Origin of the sequence: Nonomuraea phyllanthi (assembly GCF_006334985.2) — a bacterium.
GTDB lineage: Bacteria > Actinomycetota > Actinomycetes > Streptosporangiales > Streptosporangiaceae > Nonomuraea > Nonomuraea phyllanthi.
In genome coordinates this window covers 134190-152377 of sequence record NZ_VDLX02000025.1, presented here as the reverse complement: position 1 = coordinate 152377, position 18188 = coordinate 134190, and the positions used below count along the sequence as shown (strand labels likewise).

21 protein-coding genes are annotated in these 18188 nt (G+C 71.9%); 7 read left to right on the top strand and 14 right to left on the bottom strand.

What is annotated here, in order from left to right:
• Positions 1 to 135: 135 nt before the first annotated feature.
• Complete coding sequence (locus FH608_RS44605; RefSeq protein WP_139637102.1) at positions 136 to 1050, top strand: arginase family protein; 915 nt, start codon at positions 136 to 138, stop codon at positions 1048 to 1050.
• A gap of 15 nt (positions 1051 to 1065) precedes the next feature.
• Here the strand turns inward: FH608_RS44605 and hxlB are convergent, their stop codons facing one another.
• Both hxlB and FH608_RS52100 read right to left on the bottom strand, forming a co-directional pair.
• Positions 1066 to 1638, bottom strand: coding sequence for a 6-phospho-3-hexuloisomerase (gene hxlB / locus FH608_RS44600; RefSeq protein ID WP_139637101.1), 573 nt, complete (start codon positions 1636 to 1638; stop codon positions 1066 to 1068).
• Positions 1635 to 2303 carry an orotidine 5'-phosphate decarboxylase / HUMPS family protein gene (locus FH608_RS52100; protein ID WP_193318974.1) on the bottom strand — a complete coding sequence of 223 codons (669 nt, stop codon included), beginning with the start codon at positions 2301 to 2303 and terminating at the stop codon, positions 1635 to 1637. Before FH608_RS52100 ends, hxlB begins: the two co-directional genes overlap by 4 nt.
• Between FH608_RS52100 and FH608_RS52095 the strand changes: the two genes are divergently transcribed.
• From FH608_RS52095 to FH608_RS44585, 3 genes are all read left to right on the top strand, one after another.
• Positions 2229 to 2855 (top strand): NAD-dependent epimerase/dehydratase family protein, encoded by a 627-nt coding sequence (locus FH608_RS52095; RefSeq protein ID WP_153263227.1) that lies wholly within the window; start codon positions 2229 to 2231, stop codon positions 2853 to 2855. The two genes, FH608_RS52100 and FH608_RS52095, sit on opposite strands and share 75 nt — an antisense overlap.
• A 130-nt stretch (positions 2856 to 2985) precedes the next feature.
• Positions 2986 to 3573: a TetR/AcrR family transcriptional regulator gene (locus FH608_RS44590; RefSeq protein ID WP_139637099.1), complete on the top strand. Its 588-nt coding sequence runs from the start codon at positions 2986 to 2988 to the stop codon at positions 3571 to 3573.
• Positions 3561 to 4760: an FAD-dependent monooxygenase gene (locus tag FH608_RS44585; RefSeq protein WP_139637098.1), complete on the top strand. Its 1200-nt coding sequence runs from the start codon at positions 3561 to 3563 to the stop codon at positions 4758 to 4760. The genes FH608_RS44590 and FH608_RS44585 overlap by 13 nt, the downstream gene beginning before the upstream one ends.
• A gap of 77 nt (positions 4761 to 4837) precedes the next feature.
• Here FH608_RS44585 and FH608_RS44580 read toward each other — a convergent pair whose 3' ends face one another.
• The 12 genes from FH608_RS44580 to FH608_RS44525 form a co-directional block, all read right to left on the bottom strand.
• The gene (locus FH608_RS44580) at positions 4838 to 6253 is read right to left on the bottom strand and encodes an NADH-quinone oxidoreductase subunit N (protein ID WP_139637097.1); all 1416 of its coding nucleotides are present in this window, start codon (positions 6251 to 6253) and stop codon (positions 4838 to 4840) included.
• On the bottom strand, positions 6250 to 7752 hold the full coding sequence (locus FH608_RS44575) for a complex I subunit 4 family protein (protein ID WP_139637096.1): 1503 nt from the start codon (positions 7750 to 7752) through the stop codon (positions 6250 to 6252). The genes FH608_RS44580 and FH608_RS44575 overlap by 4 nt, the downstream gene beginning before the upstream one ends.
• 4 nt (positions 7753 to 7756) lie before the next feature.
• Positions 7757 to 9616: an NADH-quinone oxidoreductase subunit 5 family protein gene (locus FH608_RS44570; protein WP_139637095.1), complete on the bottom strand. Its 1860-nt coding sequence runs from the start codon at positions 9614 to 9616 to the stop codon at positions 7757 to 7759.
• Positions 9613 to 9918 (bottom strand): NADH-quinone oxidoreductase subunit NuoK, encoded by a 306-nt coding sequence (locus tag FH608_RS44565; RefSeq protein ID WP_139637094.1) that lies wholly within the window; start codon positions 9916 to 9918, stop codon positions 9613 to 9615. Before FH608_RS44565 ends, FH608_RS44570 begins: the two co-directional genes overlap by 4 nt.
• Entirely contained in the window at positions 9915 to 10469 is a 555-nt protein-coding gene (locus FH608_RS44560) for an NADH-quinone oxidoreductase subunit J family protein (RefSeq protein WP_139637116.1), read from the bottom strand. The genes FH608_RS44565 and FH608_RS44560 overlap by 4 nt, the downstream gene beginning before the upstream one ends.
• A gap of 48 nt (positions 10470 to 10517) precedes the next feature.
• The gene (locus FH608_RS44555; RefSeq protein ID WP_139637093.1) at positions 10518 to 11453 is read right to left on the bottom strand and encodes a complex I subunit 1 family protein; all 936 of its coding nucleotides are present in this window, start codon (positions 11451 to 11453) and stop codon (positions 10518 to 10520) included.
• A complete protein-coding gene (locus FH608_RS44550; protein ID WP_139637092.1) occupies positions 11446 to 12684 on the bottom strand; it encodes a hypothetical protein in 1239 nt (412 codons plus the stop codon). The genes FH608_RS44555 and FH608_RS44550 overlap by 8 nt, the downstream gene beginning before the upstream one ends.
• The gene (locus FH608_RS44545; RefSeq protein ID WP_139637091.1) at positions 12675 to 13025 is read right to left on the bottom strand and encodes an NADH-quinone oxidoreductase subunit A; all 351 of its coding nucleotides are present in this window, start codon (positions 13023 to 13025) and stop codon (positions 12675 to 12677) included. Before FH608_RS44545 ends, FH608_RS44550 begins: the two co-directional genes overlap by 10 nt.
• A 200-nt stretch (positions 13026 to 13225) precedes the next feature.
• Positions 13226 to 13672, bottom strand: a complete 447-nt coding sequence (locus FH608_RS44540; protein WP_139637090.1) for a hypothetical protein — start codon at positions 13670 to 13672, stop codon at positions 13226 to 13228.
• A complete protein-coding gene (locus tag FH608_RS44535; protein WP_139637089.1) occupies positions 13669 to 14175 on the bottom strand; it encodes a hypothetical protein in 507 nt (168 codons plus the stop codon). Before FH608_RS44535 ends, FH608_RS44540 begins: the two co-directional genes overlap by 4 nt.
• Before the next feature lie 8 nt (positions 14176 to 14183).
• The gene (locus FH608_RS44530) at positions 14184 to 14330 is read right to left on the bottom strand and encodes a hypothetical protein (protein ID WP_317135619.1); all 147 of its coding nucleotides are present in this window, start codon (positions 14328 to 14330) and stop codon (positions 14184 to 14186) included.
• Complete coding sequence (locus FH608_RS44525) at positions 14323 to 14988, bottom strand: TetR/AcrR family transcriptional regulator (RefSeq protein WP_139637088.1); 666 nt, start codon at positions 14986 to 14988, stop codon at positions 14323 to 14325. Before FH608_RS44525 ends, FH608_RS44530 begins: the two co-directional genes overlap by 8 nt.
• A gap of 185 nt (positions 14989 to 15173) precedes the next feature.
• On the opposite strand from FH608_RS44525, the gene FH608_RS44520 reads away from it, so the two are divergent.
• The 3 genes from FH608_RS44520 to FH608_RS44510 are packed head-to-tail and all read left to right on the top strand — an operon-like array spanning position 15174 to position 18171.
• The gene (locus FH608_RS44520) at positions 15174 to 15617 is read left to right on the top strand and encodes a CBS domain-containing protein (protein ID WP_139637087.1); all 444 of its coding nucleotides are present in this window, start codon (positions 15174 to 15176) and stop codon (positions 15615 to 15617) included.
• Entirely contained in the window at positions 15614 to 16903 is a 1290-nt protein-coding gene (locus FH608_RS44515) for an ArsB/NhaD family transporter (RefSeq protein ID WP_139637086.1), read from the top strand. The genes FH608_RS44520 and FH608_RS44515 overlap by 4 nt, the downstream gene beginning before the upstream one ends.
• A 38-nt stretch (positions 16904 to 16941) precedes the next feature.
• Positions 16942 to 18171, top strand: coding sequence for a cation:proton antiporter (locus FH608_RS44510; protein WP_139637085.1), 1230 nt, complete (start codon positions 16942 to 16944; stop codon positions 18169 to 18171).
• Positions 18172 to 18188 lie beyond the last annotated feature (17 nt).

The following is an 18188-nucleotide window of genomic DNA, read 5'->3' as shown; positions in this document are numbered from 1 at the left end:
CAGCGCGGTTCCCAGCACCCGGCTCCTAAACGATCTCGAAGATCACCATCAAACCGGCGTCGGCGAGCAACCACCCCCGATTTTCAGCCCGGAACGGGCGTCCGCACAGGGACAACTTGGGCTCCTATGGATGCCATGTCGGTCCTGCCGGTCGGTACGCTCTTCGGGGTCCCCGCCGGCGGCGACCTGTCCGGGAGCGGGCTCGTCGTCATGGGCGTGCCGTTCGACATGGGCTATCACCCCACGCGCATCGGCGCGCGTTCCGGGCCCGCGCACGTGCGCGGGCACTCCGCCCTCGTCGCCGAGCACCTCGACGGGTTCGGGGTGAACCTGCTCAAGGAGCTGGGCGTGGTCGACATGGGGGACGTCGAGGTCCTGCCCGGCAACGTCGAGCAGAGCTTCCCGGCGATCCGGGCAGGAGTGTCGCGGATCCTCGAGGCGGGCGCGGTGCCCCTGACCTTCGGCGGTGACGGCGCGGTGACGCTGCCCCAGCTCCGCGCCGTCAAGGAGCATCACGGCGACTTCGCCGTCCTGCACTTCGACGCGCACACCGACGCCTACGAGGGCATCTACCCGTACGAGTACAACAACGCCAACACCTTCGTCCACGCCGTCACCGAGGGCCTGATCGACCCCGCCGGGTCAATGCACGTGGGCATGCGCGACACCGACTACCGGGGCCACCCCGGGATCGTGGGCGTGGCCCGCGACCTCGGCTACGAGGTCGTCACGATGAACGAGCTGACGGCCATGGGCGTGCCCGCGCTCGTCGAGCGGATCCGCGCCCGGCTCGCCGGGGTCCCGGTCTACCTGTGCTGGGACATGGACGTCTTCGACCCTTCGGCGGCGCCCGGGGTGGTCACGCCGTCCTGGGGCGGGCTCACGGTGCGCGAAGGGCTGAGCATCCTGCGCGGGCTGCGCGGCCTCGACTTCGTCGCCTTCGACGTCAACACCGTGAGCCCGCCCCACGACCACGCCGGCCTCACCGGCAGCCTCGCGGCCCAGGTGGCGATGGAGTGCGTGTTCCTGCGTGCCGAATCCCCGCGCTGACCGTCCGGGCGAAGCTCACTCGGTGTTCGCGTGGGCCCGCGCGGCCTGCTCGTCCGTCACCCCGTGCCGCCGGGCCAGCTCCAGGCACACGCAGTCGAGCACCAGGTGCGCGCACTGGTCGAACAGGCTCGACAGGGGCTGCACCGTGGCCGCCTCGTCGTCGCGCCGGTGCTTGGTGGCCGCCGGGACGTGCAGGACGTGGGCCGCGCCGGCGGCCAGGGGCGACGCGGGCGCGGTGGTGACCGCCAGCACGGCGCCCCCGCCGCCGGTCACCGCTTCGGCGGCGCGGACCGTGGCCGCCGTGGTGCCCGAACCCGAGACGGCGACGAGCAGGTCTCCCCGCCTCGTGGCGGGCGTGCAGGTGTCGCCGACGAAGTACGCCGTGCGGCCGAGGTGGACCAGGCGCATGGCGAAGGCCCTGGCCATGAACCCGGACCTGCCCTCGCCCGCCACGAAGATCCGCGGTGCGCGGTCCAGCAGGTCCGCCACCGCCGACAGCGCGGAGGGGTCGATCCCGGCCAGCACGCCGGACACCTCCGCCTGGACGACGTCCAGCAGGTTCGGGCCGGTGGCGGGTGGGGTGGTCATGGCGTTCCTTCCGAGGGCCGCTCGGTGGCGGCCCGCAGCTCGATGACGGCGGCCAGGGGGTCAGGGGCGGAGGTGACGGCGCCGCCGACGATGGCGCGCAGGTGCGGCCATGCGGGGGCGAGCGCGGCGAGGTCGGCCGTACGGAGTCCGCCGCCGAGGGCCGTCCGCAGGCCCCGCGCCCAGGGGCCGAGCTCCCCGGTCACCCGGGCGGCGGTCCCTCGGGCTTCCTGGTCTTCTTGCTGGGCGTCCTTGCCCACGTGAGGCGCCCACAGGACGTGGGGAGCCGGTCCGATCGACGCGAGAAGGTCCGCGCGGCGCGGCGGGCGTACCGACAGCAGGTCGACGACCAGCTCCGCCCCTCGCCCGGCCGTGATGGCGACCGCGGCCCGCACCGTGGCGTCCGACGTCAGGCCGAGCACCGTGACGGCCCTGGCCCCGGCCTCGAAGCACATCTCGAACTCGGTCGAGGCGTCGTCGGCCGTCTTGGTGTCGGCGAGCACCGGGACCGGGCCGGCCGCGTCCACGACGGCCCTGATCGCCGCCACCCCGTACCGTTTGATCAGCGACGTCCCGACCTCGATCCAGTCGGCGTGCGGGGCGACGAGCGCGGCCAGGGCCACTGCGCGGTCGAGGGGCAGCCGGTCGAGCGCGATCTGCAGCTCCATGCCTCCCTCCTGCCCGCGCCGGCGGCGAGCAGGCGGCTGGTCCACGTCAGCAGCTGCGCCGTCTACGGCGACGGCACCCCCGGGCTCGACCCGCAACCCGAGGCCGGGCCGCTCGACCCCGGCGAGCTCTACGGCATCAGCAAGGCGGTCGCCGAGCGCGTGGTCGCCCGCTACGGGCAGCTGTTCGGGATGCCGTACGTGGTGGCCCGGCCCGGCAAGCTGTTCGGCTGGCTCAACGCCGAGGACGCCGCCCGCGCCCTCGCGCTGCTCGTCCGAGGGGCAGGGCCGGACGGCATCACGTACAACCTGGGGACCGGCCGGCGCGTCCCCTTCCGCGAGCTGCTGCGCATCGCCGAGGAGCAGGCCGGGCGCGGCCTCGTGCGCGTCGTGCCCCCCGATGAGGCCGAGCTCGACCTCGACCCGGACGCCCGCCTGGGCCGGGACGCCGCCGGCGCCATCGGCCTGGCCCGCCGGAACCTGTCCTGGCGGCCCCGGACCTTCCGCGAGCAGGCGCTGTCCTACTTCGCGTGGGCCTCGCGGAACCTGGGCTAACCACGGCTCCCATTCAGGGCGGCCCTGGTGCGGCCGGCCCATCGGCCTTCTGCCCGGTCTTGAGCGCGGCCCGGGTGCGGCGTACTATCAGGGCAGTCGTACAGGGCGATCGCCCTAGTAGGGAGGAGCGATGGTCTCGCCGGCGGCCGAGCGCGGGCGCGCGGTCCGGGAACGGCTGCTGAACGCGGCGGCCGAGCTCATCCCCGAACGCAGCTGGGCCGCGGTGAGCACGCGGATCCTCGCCGAGCGCGCCGGGGTGACGCCGAGCGTGGTGCACTACCACTTCCCCTCGTTGCAGAGCCTGCTGAACGAGGCCGCGACCAGCCGGATGAGGCAGTTGCTGGCCGGGCTGTACGAGCTGCTGGAAACCACCCGGACGCCCGCCGAGGCGATCGAGACGATGCTCGCGTCGGCCGACGAGTACACCGGCGCCGACGCCACCTCGCTGCTGTTCGTCGAGGCGTATCTGGCGAGCACCCGCGACGACGACCTGCGCGAGCGGATCGCCGGGGTGGTCGCCGAGTTCCGGCAGCGCTTCGGCGCGTGGCTGGAACGGCACGGGGTGCCCGCGCCGTTCGAGACCGCCGCCGTCCTGGCGGCCTCCCTGGACGGCGTCCTGCTGCACCGCGGCCTGGGTCTGAAGGCGAACGCTCCCTCGGCGGTGCTGCTCAGGCTCGTGTCCGCATCCCCCGAGGAGGAACGACAATGCGAACAGTGATCTGCGGGGCCGGGATCAGCGGCCTCGCCCTGGCGCACCTGCTCGCCGCGCAGGGCGGCGAGGTCGTGGTGGTCGAACGGGCGCCGGGGCCGCGCCCCCAGGGATACATGATCGACTTCTTCGGCCCCGGGCTGGAAGCGTCCGAGGCCATGGGGCTGCTGCCGGCGCTGGAACGCGTGGCCTACCACTATGACGAGGGGCACCTGGTCGACGGGGACGGCCGCCGCCGCTCCACGATCCAGACCAAGAGCTTCTCCCGCGGCCGGCTGCTGAGCCTCATGCGCCCCGACATCGAGGCCGTGCTGGCCGGGAACCTTCCGGCCGAGGTCGAGCTGCGTTACGGCACGGCGCTGACCGACGTGGCCGATCGCCCCGGCGGCGTGGCGGTCACGCTGGAGGACGGCACCGTCCTGGACGCCGATCTGCTCGTGGGCGCCGACGGGATCCACTCGACCGTCCGCCGGCTGGTGTTCGGGCCGGAGGAGCGCTACCTGCGCTACCTGGGCCTGCACACGGCGGCGTTCACCTTCGACGCGCCCGACGTGCACGCCGCCACCAAGAGCGCGTTCTGCCTCACCGACTCCATCGACCGGCAGCTGGGCCTGTACGGGCTGCGCGACGGCCGCGTCGCCACGTTCGCGGTGCACCGCAGCGCCGACCCCACGATTCCGGACGACCCGCGGCCGGCGATCCAGCGGGCCTACACCGGTCTGGGCTGGGTGACGCCGCGCGCGCTGGAGCTGTGCCCGCCGGCCGAGGAGATCTACTACGACCAGGTCGCCCAGATCGAGCTCCCGCAGTGGAGCAGCGGCCGGGTCGTCCTGCTCGGGGACGCCGCCTACGCCGTGTCGCTGATCGCCGGGCAGGGCGCGTCGCTCGGCATCGCCGGCGCCTTCCTGCTCGCCGATCGGCTCGCGCACACCCGGAGCATCGAGCGGGGAGCCGCCGAGTTCGAGCGCCTGTGGCGGCCCGTGGCCGAGGAGAAGCAGCGCAACGCCCGGTCGATGGCCCGCTGGTTCCTGCCCGCCTCGCCGACCGACCTGCGCATCCGGCGCGTCATGCTCGGGCTCACCCGGGTGCCCTTCGTCATGGGGTACGTGAGCTCCCTCCTCGCGGGAAAGGACACCAAGCTCGCCGACGTGCTGCGCCAGGCGTCCGGCACCGCGACCGAACCGGTGGTCACGTAGCGCCACCGGCGGCCTTCCGCGACCCGGGGCTGCGGCCGTCCCACGCGCCCGCGGCCGCATGGTCGGCGTCGTCCCGATCAAGGGAGCAGGGGGCCGGTGGTGAGGGGAAGCGCGGCCCCGCCGGCGATGCCGAGCGCCAGGGATCCCGCACCGGCGACGTAGGCCACCGCGGCGGACCAGCGCCCGGCGGCGTCCGCGGGCGTGTCGCCGGCAGTGCTCCAGAAGACGGGGGCAAGCCAGCGCAGGTAGTAGAAGAGGGAGGCGACGGTGTTGGTGACGGCGAGGGCGGCGAGCCAGGTGTAGCCGCCGTCGATGGCCGCGCTGAAGACCTGGAGCTTGCCGAGGAAGACCCCGGTGGGTGGTGTGCCGACCAGCCCGAGCAGGCAGATGACCAGGACGGCGGCCAGTCCTGGGCGATGGCGGGCGAGGCCGCGGTAGTCGTCGAGGGTGCGGGCGTCGGGGAGTTCGGTGACGACGGCGAAGGCGCCCAGGTTGGTGAGGGCGTAGGCGGCCAGGTAGAACAGCAGGCCCCGCTGGGCGAGGTCGCTGCGGGTGGCGACGGCGACCGCCATGAGCAGGTAGCCGACCTGGCTGATGGTGGAGTAGGCGAGCAGTCGCTTGACCGAGGTCTGGAAGAACGCGGCCAGGTTGCCGAGTGTCATGGACAGGGCCGCGAGGACGGCCAGCAGCAGCGGCCAGTTCACCTCGCTGGTGGGCAGCGCTTGGTGGAGGAGCCGGTACGCGGCGATCAACCCGCCGATTTTTGGAAGGGTGGTGACATATGCGGCCACCGGCGCCATGGCACCGTCGGTGACGTCGGGGACCCAGAAGTGGGCGGGCACGCCGCCGATCTTGAACAGCACTCCCGCCAGCAGCGCGACGAGGCCGGTCGCCACCAGGCCGTACGCGGCGGAGGGCAGCGCGGTCCTCAGCTCCCCGTACAGCGTGGCGTGGCCCGCGCCGTACGTCGTCGCGATCCCGGCGAGCATGACGGTGCCCAGCAGGGCTCCCATCAGGTAGTACTTCAGGGCGGCCTCGGTGCCCGCGGCGTCCTTGGCGAAACCGGCGAGCGCGTAGGCGGGGACGCCGGCGAGTAGGTAGCCGGCGAAGAGCATGAGCAGGTCGTTCGCGCCGATCATGGCGAGGGTTCCGGCTCCTGTCAGGAGCAGCAGCACGTAGTATTCGGCCTCGCGCCGGTGATGGCGCATTCTCTCCACCGACATCGCGCCCACGAGCAGCAGGGCGCCGAGGACGGTCAGCCGCCCGGCGTCGGTGGCGGTGTCGACGGCGAAGGCGTCGGAGAACACCGTCTGCTCCCGGCCTTCGGCCATCGTGAAGGCGGTGGCGATCATACCGGTCACGCACGCCGCGGCGGCCAGTGCCGCGATGATCCACTGACGGCGGCGGGGCAGCCATGATCCGGCGAGCAGTCCGATGACGGCCGCGGCGAGCAGCGCGATTTCGGGGACGAGTGCGGTGAGGTTCTCGTTCACCTGGCGACCAGCTCCACCAGGGTGCGGCCGGCTGGTTCGATGACGTCCAGCAGGAAGCGGGGCGCGATGCCGATGAGCAGGGAAAGTCCCAGCAGCGGCACGATGGAGAACGATTCCGTGGCGGCCAGATCGCGAAATTCGCCGCCGACGGCGGGCGGCAGGCGTACCGGGCCCAGGAACATGCGGCGCAGGGCCCGCAGGAACAGGGCTGCGGTGATGACGATCCCGGTCAGGGCGATGGCGGTGGCCACAGCCTGGGAGGCGAGGCTGCCGGTGAAGACCTGGAATTCGGCGACGAAGCCGGAGAAGCCCGGGATGCCGAGGCTGGCGAACGCGGCGACGGCGGTGGCGGCGGCCAGTTTCGGTGTGGGGGAGGCCAGTCCTGAGTACGCGTCCATCTCGTACGTTCCGCCGCGGTCATGTAGCGCGCCGGTGAGCAGGAAGAGAGCGCCGGTGAGCAGGCCGTGGCTGACCATCTGGGTGACTGCTCCGGTCACCGCGAGGGAGCGGGCCTGGACGTCGGTGCCGGCGAGCACGCCGGCGGCGCCGACCGCGAGGATGACGTACCCCATGTGATTGACGGAGGTATAGGCGATCATCCGTTTGAAGTTGGTCTGAGCCAGGGCGACCAGCGCCCCGTAGACGACCGAGACGACGCCCACGACGATGAAGACCAGCGCGTGGGCGCGCCAGCCGGCGGGCAGCAGAGGCATCGCGATGCGGACGAAACCGTAGGTGCCCATCTTCAGCAGCACCCCGGCCAGGATGGCGGAACCCGCGGCGGGAGCGTCGGTGTGCGCGGGCGGCAGCCACGTGTGGAACGGCACGGTCGGGGTCTTGACGGCCAGGCCGGCGCCGATCGCCAGCAGGACCAGCGCCGCGTATGTGCCCCGGCCGGCCAGAGGGTCGGCCCGGGCCAGTTCGACCATGTCGAAGGTGTGCGGGAAGGCAGCCAGATACAGGCCGATGAAGCCCAGCAGCAAGGCCAGCGAGCCGATGAAGGTGTACAGGAAGAACTTCAGCGCCGCCGCGCGTCCCTGCTCGCCGTGCCCCCAGCCAGCGATGACGAAGAACATGCCGACGATCGACAGGTCGAAGAAGACGAAGAACAGGATGAGGTCGAGGGCGACGAACAGGCCCAGGCAGACCGTCTGCAGGAAGAGGAACAGGCACACGTAGGAGCGGATCCGGCGCCGTTCCCGCAACGAGTACACGGCGACGGCGAGGAAGAGCAGGCAGGTCAGCGCCACCAGTGGCAGGGACAGCCCGTCCACGCCGACGTGGTAGCTCACTCCGGCGCCCGGGATCCAGCGCGCCCGCTGCTCGTACTGCAGGCCGCCGCCGGCGTCGAGACCGGCCCACAAGACGATGACGAGGGCCAGATCGGCCGCGCTGGTGGCGATCCAGGCCCAGCTGTACGCGCGGTCGTGAAGCCGGCGCCGCACCGGCAGCAGTACCGCGCACGCCAGCAGCGGAAGGAAGACGACCACCGTCAGCACGCCGTCACCTCAGCACCAGCACGAGAAGGAGCAACACCGCGAAGCCGATCGCGACCTGGGCGTAGTACTGGTGCAGCAGCCCGGTCTGCGGGCGACGCGCCCGCCTGCCGAGCCGGCGTGCGGCGATCGCGACCGCACGCACCGCAGCGTCGATCCCGCCGTCGTCGGCACGGCGGGCGAGCCGGGCCGCCGCCACTCCCCCGCGCGCGACCTGCCGCACCGCACCGTCGACGACGCGGTCGTCGAAGACGGCCAGCAGCCGGGCCAGAGCCGTCACGGGCCGGGCCACCAGCGCGTACGCCGCCTGTTCCAGGCCCAGCCACCGGCGCGAGCCCGCAGGAACGGGAACCGCGCGGTCTCCTCTCCACCAGGCGAGTCCGGCGGCGGCGAGCGCGACACCCGCCGACAGGGCCGGCTCCCACAGCCGCGGAGCAGGCTCATCGGCGCCACCGGCCGCTGCGCGCAGCCAGGCGGACGGCCCCGGGAGCCCGAAGACGCCCAGGGTGGCGGCGGCGAACGAGAGCACGAGCAGCGGCGGAGCCATGGCCGGGCTGATCCTGCGGGTTCCCTGCTTCTCGCGGTCGTAGGCGTCGGAGGCGTTCGCCGGCAGTGCTCGCCAGACGTACCAGAGCGCCTTGACGCTGTAGAGGGCGGACACCGCGGCGGCCACCAGGCCGATCGCGTACAGCCCGGGGCCGCGCTCGATCGCGGCGGCCAGGACTTCGTCCTTGGTGACCCAGAGCGACAGCGGCGGCAGCCCCGCCAGCGCGAGCGCTCCAGCGGTGAAGGCGGCGCCGACGACCGGGTAGGTTCTGGCGGCGCCGCGCAGCGCGGGCAGCTGTTTGGTGCCCAGGGCGGTCAGCCATGCCCCCGCGGCCAGGAACAGCCCGGCCTTGGTCGCGGCGTGCGCGACCAGGTGCAGGGCGCCGCCGACCACAGCGCCGCTTCCGGCGGCGAGCACCATGAAGCCGATCTGGGCCGCGGTGGACGCCGCCAGCAACTGCTTGAGGTCGCTCTGCGCTACCGCGACGAGTCCCAGGGCCAGCGCGGTGATGGCGCCGGCCCAGGCGACGAACGGGCCGGCCCAGCCGGTGGCGACCAGCAGGGGCTCGAGCCGGAGCAGCAGATACGCGCCGGCGGCGACCATGGTGGCCGAGTGCAGCAGCGCGGAGACGGGGCTGGGGCCCTCCATGGCACGCGAGAGCCAGAAGGAGAACGGCAGCTGCGCGGACTTGCCCAGGGCGGCAAGCACCACCCCGGCACCGACCAGGTGCAGCCACGGCGACGCCGCGCCCGGGAGGGCGTCGAGGCTCAGCGAGCCGACGCCGCCGGCCAGGGCCGCTCCGGCGGCGAGATACAGTCCGAGGTCGGCGGTCCGGGTGGTGAGGAACGCGGTGTCGGCGGCGCGAACCCGGGCGGGCTCGTGCCACCAGAACCCGATCAGCGCCCAGCTCGCGGCACCCATCACCTCCCATCCCATCAGGAGCAACGGCAGCGTCGTCGCCGTGACGGTCACGAGCATGGCGCCGGCGAACACCAGCATGAGCCCGAAGAACCGCCCCCCGTTCCCTCCCCTGCCGAGTTCCCCCGCGGAGAAGGCCAGGACCGCGAGGGTGACCGCGGCGACCGTGACCACCAGGACGGCGGACAGTCCGTCCACCTCGAGCCCCGCCCGGATGCCCGCGAACAGGGGCGAGCTCGCCTCGGGCCGCATCACCGCGGCGACGACGGCCAGGCCGAGCGTCACCACGGCCGCGGCGACGCCCAGACCGGGAACCCGCCGTTCGAAGCGGTGGCCGGTGAGGCCGAGCAAGGCCCCCGCGCCCAGCGGCGTGACGATCAGCGCCCAGGCGAGTGCGCTCATCCTTTGAGGTCCTCCGCCAGGTCGGTCGTGTCCACCCGGCGGGCACGAAAGATGGCGGTGGTGACAGCGAAGCCCATCGCCATCTCGACGGCCATCGCCACGACCGCTGCCACGACGATGACCTGTCCACTCGCCGCGGCGGGAGCGAGGAACGACCAGAACGCGGCGGCGGCGACGATGACGCCGCCGATCATCAGTTCGATGCCCATCATGATCATGACGATGGACTGCTGCGACAGCGCCCCGTACACACCGATCGCGAACAGCCCGGCGGCCAGCAGGAGGAAGAGGTGCAGCGTCATCGACCCACACCTCCCCCTGCCGGATCGTGCGCCGGGCGCCGGTCGAGGTCATCGCCGAACCGGTCATAACGGCCACGCCGGGTGGCCAGCACGGTCGCGCCCACCATGGTCGCCAGCAGGACGAACCCAAGCGTGATCATCGTCAGCATCTGCCCGCCCATGAGAGACACGCCCACCTGGAACGTCGTGTCCGGCGGCGGTGAACCGGCCCGCCGGGGCCATGGCACCAGGAAGATCCCGGCGGCCAGCGCCACGAAGACGGCCACGCTGATGACCGCTGAGCCGCGTTTGTTGTGGACCATCGACATCGGTGTCAGGCCCGCAGGGTTCATCATGTACGCGATCATGAATACGGCCATGACGACCATCTCCATGACCATCATCAGGATGATGACGACCCCCAGGTACGGCAGTCCCAGCAGCACCACCTCACCGCCCACGCAGATCAGCGACGACAGCAGCGCGAACGTCGCCCTGGCCATGGAGCCGCAGCGGAACACCAGCACGCCCCCGGCCAGGGCCGGCACGGCCAGCACCCAGAACACCGCCATCTCCACGAAACGTCACCTCCACAGAGCGTCACCTGCACGAAATGCCGCCTACCGACCGCCGCCCAGCACGACCAGCGCCGGGACGAGCGCCTGCAGGACCGTCAGGGGAATGAGGACGACCCAGGCCAGCTCCACGTAGCGGTCGGCGCGGATCACCGGTAGCCGCCTTCGCACCCACACCAGCAGGGCGAGCACCGCCAGGGTCTTGATCGCCGACCACGTCCAGGCGGGCAGGACGGGCCCCGCGCCGCCGCCGAGGAACAGCGGAACCGCCATGGCCGATCCGGCGGCGAGCAGCAGCCATCGGCCCGCCGACAGCAACAGCCGATCAACACCGGACGCCTCCCCGAGCAGGCCGCCGGCGATGTCCTGGCCCACGGGGTAGGAGAAGGGCCCGAGGAAGCTGAACGCCAGCACGCCCGCGAGATAGACCACGAACGCCACCGGCATCCACACCGCGAACCACACCTGGCTCTGAGCGGCGGCGATGTCGCCGACACGCAAGGACTGGGCGCGGATGGCGGGCGTCATCAGGGCGAACATCAACGGCAGCTCGTAAGCCAGTCCCTGGGCGACATAGCGGTAGCCGCCGACGAGGCTGAACACGGCGTTCGGCCCCCATCCGGCCATCCACAGCCCGGCCCAGGTCAGCACCTCCATCGCGTTGAACCACACGACGCCCACCGGCAGGTCGGCGACGACGACGTGGCCGAAGGGGATGACCGCGGTGGACAGCACGGCCGCGACCGGCACTGTGATCACGCCCGTCCGCCACAGCAGCGCATCGGGAGCGGGCAGGCGGCGTGGCTGCGACACCAGCAGGCGCGGCACCTCCAGCAGGGGACGGGCCGGCGTGGTCATCCTGATCGGCCGGGCCGCCTCCCGCGCCGCCAGAACGGCGTCGTAGCCGATCGCGCACAGGGCGAAGGCCGCGAGAAGGACCGGAGCGGTGACCACGGCCCACCACGGTGCGGCGTCAACCATGAGCGCTCTCCACGGGCTGCGCCACCCATTCGTCCGGATCCGGGTCGAGGCTGGCCACGATCAGCCGGGCTGCGCCCAGTTCGGCGCCCTCAAGCAACCGCGGCAACGCTCCGGCCAGGCCCGTCGACGGTGAGGGTGGCCCGCCCAGCCGGCCGCGCGGGGGCTCCTCCCGGGCCGGATCGAGCAACCGGCGGTCCTCCAGCCGGTCCAGGTCTTCCAGCGCAGCCGTGAGCCACAGCCGGTAGCGGGCCGGCACGTCGCCGTCCGCGCGCGCCGCCGGCCCGCGGATGCCCGCGGCAACCGCGTCGGCCGACGAAAGCCGCCCCAGGCCACGGGTCAGCCAGGAGAGCGTGCGCGAGCGGCCGACCTGCCGGGCAAAGCGCTCGGCGGCCGGACGGACGGACGCGGCCCCCGCGCCCCCCAAGAGCTCGTCGCGCAGCCGTCGTGCCGTCGTGGCCGCCGCCTGCCATCCCGCCACGGCCAGGAACCTGCCCATGCTGTCGAGGTGGCCGGCCGCCCGGCGGCGGGCCGCCTCCGCGGCGTGGACCTGCTCGCCCGCAGCGGCGCGCGCCCACGGTTCCGTCCAGAACGGGACCGCGGACGGCGGACGACGTGGTGCCGGCAGCGACAGTTCGGCCCGCTGGATGACGTCACCCTGCAGCGTGAGACGGAGGATCAACCCCTCGGGCCAGTCGGCCAGGAGCGGCCCGAGCGCGACGTGCAGCTGGTCCAGCATCAGCCCGTCACGGTCCGGCCCCTGCGCGGCCATCGGCAATCCGGCCGGCATCGCCATCCCGCCGCCACCCTGTCCGCTGTGATCGCCGGCCCGCCCTTCGGGGCTCGCATGGTCAGGGGCATCGTGGCCGCCCTGATCCTCCCCGGGCAAGCTCCTTCCGCCCCGTTCGTGGGCTCGCTGTTCACTCGGGTCCGCCAGGTGCGAGCAGGCCGTCTCGATGGCGGCGGCGACATCCCCGGCGCTTGCCGCGTGCGCCCGGAAGCGGGGGGCGGGCATGTCCTGCCACAGCCGCTCGAGCGCCGCCTCCAGCCCCGGATCGTGGGTGCCCGCGACGAGCAGGACGTCGGCGTCCGCCGGCGTGACCGCTCGCGGCAGGTCACGTGAGCGCAGGTGCCGCTCCGCTGCCAGGCGTACCGGGGTCGCGCCGGGGAGCGTGGTCACCAGCACGCGCGGACGGGCGGCCACCGCTTTCAGCAGGACGGCGGTCAGGTCCATCGCAGCGCGCCTTCGCGCCAGGCGTACACCACACCGGCAAGGAGGACGGCCAGAAAGGTGAACATCTCGATCACGGCGCCAGGACCCACGGCCGAGATGACCCGGACCCACGGATACATGAAGACCATCTCCATGTCGAAGGCGAGGAACAGCATCGTCACCGGATACCAGCGCACATGGAATCTGCTCACCGCGTGTTCGGCTGGTTCCAGCCCCGCGCCGAAGGGCCGGGCGGCGATCGGCACTCCGGTCGTCCTCAACCACCAGGCCGCGCCATAGAGGACGCCCACCCCGGCCAGGGCGAGGCCGAGCAGGGATATCGTGGCGATCAATCCGCTCAATGGCCCGCCTCCTCCCTTGCTCGCCGCTGGTCCGGAGCAGCGTCCTGATCCTCATCGCCCTCACCAGTGTCGCCAGTGGCGTGGCGCGCCTCTCGCACGACGCGCCGAGGCCCGCGCGGCTTCGGGCTCGATGTTCCGTCTCAGAGAAGGACAGCGCCGCGATCCGGGCCACCCGCAGCACAGGAAGGGCGGCGGGAGTACTAGCCCAGGATCACCTGGGCGACGATGACGTACAGCGCCCATGCTGAGAGCACCGCCATGATGATGATCTCCCGCCAGCCGAGGGCGGGACGGGCCTGGATGGCGTACGACATCGTCACGTTCGGCGGGGCGGGCGCGGGCGGCTTCCTGTCGTCGGGCAGTGGCCGGTTGAAGCGGTGGAAGAAGATCTGGATGAGGTTCATGCCGACGAGCAGCCCGGCCACGAAGCTCGGCGCGTTCATCCCGGAGGCGAACTGCAAGGCGACGACGGCCACGACGCACACGAGCGTGACGGTGTCGTAGAGGCTGATGACCCGCTGGTCGCGGGCGTAGTAGGAGGAGATCCGCCGGATCCTGGTGCTGTAGGGGACAAGCAGCCAGAGGCCGAACTTGGCCAGGCCCTGGAGGTAGAACAGCGCCATCAGGACAGCCAGGACGATCGTCATGTCTCGTCTCCGTTCGGGGTGAACCATGAACGCAGGACGGCGGGGTCGACCAGCACGATGGACTCCGCGGGCAGGCCGAGGATCCGCTCCAGGGCACAGGTGTAGGCGGCGACGGTCTCCTGCGCGGCCGGCAGGTCCGGCCGGCCGGTCTCGTCGAAGGAGAGCACCATGTCGCCGAGCCGGTCGTTGAGGTCCTGGATGAGGGAGACCACGACCCTCGCCGTCTGCTCCGGATACGGCACCGCCGTCTCGCCGTCGTCCCTCGCCCGGCGGAGGACGGCCGCGAGCAGCGGTGCGACCCGGTCCGCGATGCCCGGTCGCAACTTCTGCCGGACGACGGCGTTGTCGTCGGACTGCCACACGCGCAGCAGCGCGAGGAGCAGGTCACGACGCCGGCCCTTCCAGCGGCCCAGCGCGCCGAAGAACCGCCGCAGCTTCTCCAGCCCCGGCAGGTCCGGATCGGTGGCCACCGGGGCCAGGGCCGTGGCGATCTGGTCGGCCATCCGCTCCATCACGGCTTCGACGAGCGCCTGCTTGGAGCCGAAGTAGTGGTGAACCCGTGCACCTCTCCTTCGCGCGCGGTCATGTCCAGGCCGTCCAGCGCGCGGACCCGGCCGAAGTTCTTGACCAGCTGATGGACCTGGATCGCATCAGGCATCGGGGTGCTCCTTCGCGTGAAAGTCGGTGACGGCCCGGCGGAGCCGGGCTCCCTGCTCCGCCGCGGCCCACTCCCCCATGTGTGCGTAGACATCGGCCAGGGCGCTGCCGATCAGGCCGGCGTTCGCGCGCTGCAGCACGTCGACGCCGAGCCGCCGGGACAGGTGCTCGTGGAGGACGATCGTGCCGAGGTGCATGGCCGCCATCACGACGGCGCGTTCGCGTACCTTCGCCTCGCCGGGAGAGAACTCCTCGGGCCAGGTCTCCGCGAAGAAGCGCTCGGCGGCTTCGGCGCCTTCGTCGAACAGCGCCGCCGCCACCGGCGAGCCCTCGACCAGGGCACGGGCGAGATAGCGGACGCTGAGCTCGCTTGCGTCGTACATCCCCCGCAGGAACTCGGGGCTGACGTCGGCTCCTTCCCGGACCTGCTCGGCGGCACCCAGGACGACGTCGCGGACATGCTCGTCGCAGGCCTCCCGAAGGCCGTCCTTCGTGCCGTAATGATGCTGCACCAGCCCCACGGAAACGCCCGCCGCCTCGGCGATGTCCTGCAGCCTGGCGGACTTGACGCCGCGCTTGGCGAACTGGGCCAGCGCCGCGTCTCTGATCCGCGCCCGGGCGGTCAGATCATCGTGCGGCCTCTCACGGCTCACTTCCATGCCACGGACAATATTCTGATATTGCTTCCAATATCTAGATATTGGAAGCGGAGCATTCCTGCTCCGCTGCCGTCCCGCCTAGAGCGGGGGCGGGAGCGACGATTGGACACCTCTTGGTACGTTGTAGGCAGGTGTGCCGGGAAGTCTGGTCGGCGGTTCCCTTTGTCGATCACGAAAGGCCGCTGATGCGTGCGCGCGACCTGGTCACTCCCTTCCCGTCCGTCACGTTGGACACCCCGGTGTACGAAGCCGCACGGCTCCTGTCGGCCCAGCGGCTGCCAGGGCTCATCGTGCTCGACGCGCACGGGCTGCCGCTGAGCATCCTGCCGGGCACCCAGGTGTTAAGACTCGCGGTGCCGGACTACTGCCAGGAGGATCCGGCACTGGCGAGAGTGGTGGACGAGGAGCACGCCGATCGCTTCCTCCGGTCCCTGGCCGGCCGGACCGTGCGCGAGGCGCTGCCCAGGCAGGCTCGCGAGCTGCCGATCACCGATCCCGACGCCACCGTGCTGGAACTGGCGGCGCTGATGGCCCGCACGCACAGCCCGCTGGTGGCGGTGGTGGACGGAGCGCGGCTGGTGGGAGCGGTCACGCTGCAGGCGCTGATGGACTGGGCGGTGTCCACGTGACGGTCCTCGCATGGATCGCGGTGGCGGTCTTCCTGGGCGCGTACGCGCTGATCGCCAGCGAGAAGATCCACCGCGTCGCGGCGGCGCTCGGCGGGGCGGGGATCATGCTGCTGATCCACGCCACCGACGCCGGGGCGGCGTTCTTCTCCGAAGAGACCGGCATCGACTGGAACGTCATCTTCCTGCTGCTCGGCATGATGGTCATCGTCGGGGTGCTGAAGCAGACCGGCGTGTTCGAGTACCTGGCGATCTGGGCCGCCAAGCGTGCCAGGGGTCGGCCGTACCGGCTGATGGTGCTGCTGGTCGTGATCACCGCACTGGCGTCGGCGCTGCTGGACAACGTCACCACCGTGCTGCTGATCGCGCCGGTGACGTTCCTGGTGTGCGAGCGGCTGGCGCTGCCCGCGGCGCCGTTCCTCATCGCCGAGGCCATGGCCTCCAACATCGGCGGCGCCTCCACCCTGGTCGGCGACCCGCCGAACATCATCATCGCCAGCCGCGCCGGCCTGAGCTTCAACGACTTCCTCGTCCACATGGCACCGATGGTGATCGTGCTGATGGTGGTCTTCATCGGACTGTGCCGGCTGCTGTTTCGCCGGGCCTTCCGCTATGACGAGGAGCGGGCGGCGGAGGTGATGGCCCTGAACGAGCGGGACGCCATCGCCGACCCCCGGCTGCTGTGGCAGTCGCTGACCGTGCTGGCGCTGGTCATGGCCGCGTTCGTGCTGCATCCGGTGCTCCACTACGAGCCGTCCGTGGTCGCCGTGCTGGGCGCCGGGGTGCTGGTGGCCGCGACCAGGGTCACCACCGAGGAGGCCATCCGCGAGGTCGAGTGGCCGACGCTGGTGTTCTTCGCCGGACTCTTCGTCATGGTCGGCGCGCTGGTGCACACCGGCGTGATCGGGCAGGTGTCCCAGGCCGCGGCGGACGCCACCCGGGGGCAGCTCGGGCTGACCACGATGCTGCTGCTCGGCGCCTCAGGCGCGCTGTCGGCGATCGTGGACAACATCCCCTACGTGGCCACGATGAGCCCCATCGTGGCCGACCTCGTCCAGGCAGGCGGCGGCGAGGCGCACGCCCAGGTGTTCTGGTGGGCGCTGGCCTTCGGCGCCGACCTCGGCGGGAACGCCACGGCGGTGGGCGCGGCGGCCAACGTGGTGGTCCTGGGCATCGCCGCCCGCAACGGCACGCCGATCAGCTTCTGGCAGTTCACCCGGTACGGCCTGGTCGTGGCCGTGGTGACGATCGCGCTGTGCGCGCCGTACCTGTGGCTGCGCTACCTGTGAGGTCGTCTTCTCCCCCCAGCCCGACGGAGGCTTTTTCGATGAGCACCCTACTGACGGCCTTCGCCGGTGTGCTGCTGCTGGCCGTGCTGGTCTCCAGCCTTGCCCACCGAACGATCCTGTCCACGGCGGCTCTGTTCCTCGTGGCGGGGTTCGTGCTGGGCGACGGAGTGCTGGGGGTCGTGTCGCTGCGGCCGGGCGACGAGCTGGTGGGCACCCTGGCGGAGCTGGCGCTGTTCGCCGTGCTGTTCACCGACGGCATGCGGGTCGGCTGGAAGGACCTGCGCGGCGCCTGGCGGCTGCCCGGCCGCGCCCTGGGCTGGGGACTGCCGCTCACCCTGGCCGTCACCGCCGTCGGCGCGCACTACCTGATCGGCCTCGGGTGGGTCGAGTCGCTGCTGATCGGCGCGATCCTGGCGCCCACCGACCCGGTGTTCGCCGCCGCGCTGGTGGGCAACGAGAAGGTGCCGCCGCGGCTGCGTCAACTGCTGAACGTCGAGTCCGGCGTCAACGACGGCCTGGCGCTGCCGTTCGTGATGGTGTTCCTGGCCATCGCGGCGGGCTCGCGGGACCTTCATCTCGGCGAGCTGGCGCTCGAACTCGGGCTCGGCGTGCTCATCGGCGTCGCCATCCCGTGGCTGGCGATCAAGCTGGAGCAGACCCGCTGGTTCTCCGCCTCCACCCAGTACGAGCCGCTCAACGCCCTGGCCATCGGCCTGCTGGTGCTCGCCGTGGGCAAGGCCACGCACGGCAACCTGTTCCTGGCCGCCTTCTCCGCCGGAATCACGGTGGCCACGTTCGGGGAACGGCAACGCGAGTCCTTCGAACACTTCGGCGAGCTCATCGCCGAACTGTTCAAGCTCGCCGCGCTGCTGGTCTTCGGCGCGCTCATCACCCCGGCCCTGCTCGGCGCGGTCGGCTGGCAGGGCTGGCTGTTCGCCATCCTGGCCCTGGTGGTGGCCCGGCCCGTGGCGATCTGGGTGTCCTTCCTCGGCTCCCGGCTCAGCGTACGCGAGCAGGCGGCGGTGGCCTGGTTCGGCCCCAAGGGCTTCGCCTCCGTGGTCTACGGGCTGATCGTCCTCGCCTCCGGCATCACCGCGGCCCAGAGCGTTTTCCAGCTCGTCGCCGTCACCATCGTGCTGTCGATCGTCCTGCACTCCTCCACGGACATCGTGGTCGCCCGAGGTTTCGACGACGAGCGTGACGTACCGGCCTGGCACGGCATCGCGCGCCGGCTCCAGGCACGATCCCGGGGGGATTCCCCATCATGAGCTTCCCGGGACGGCGG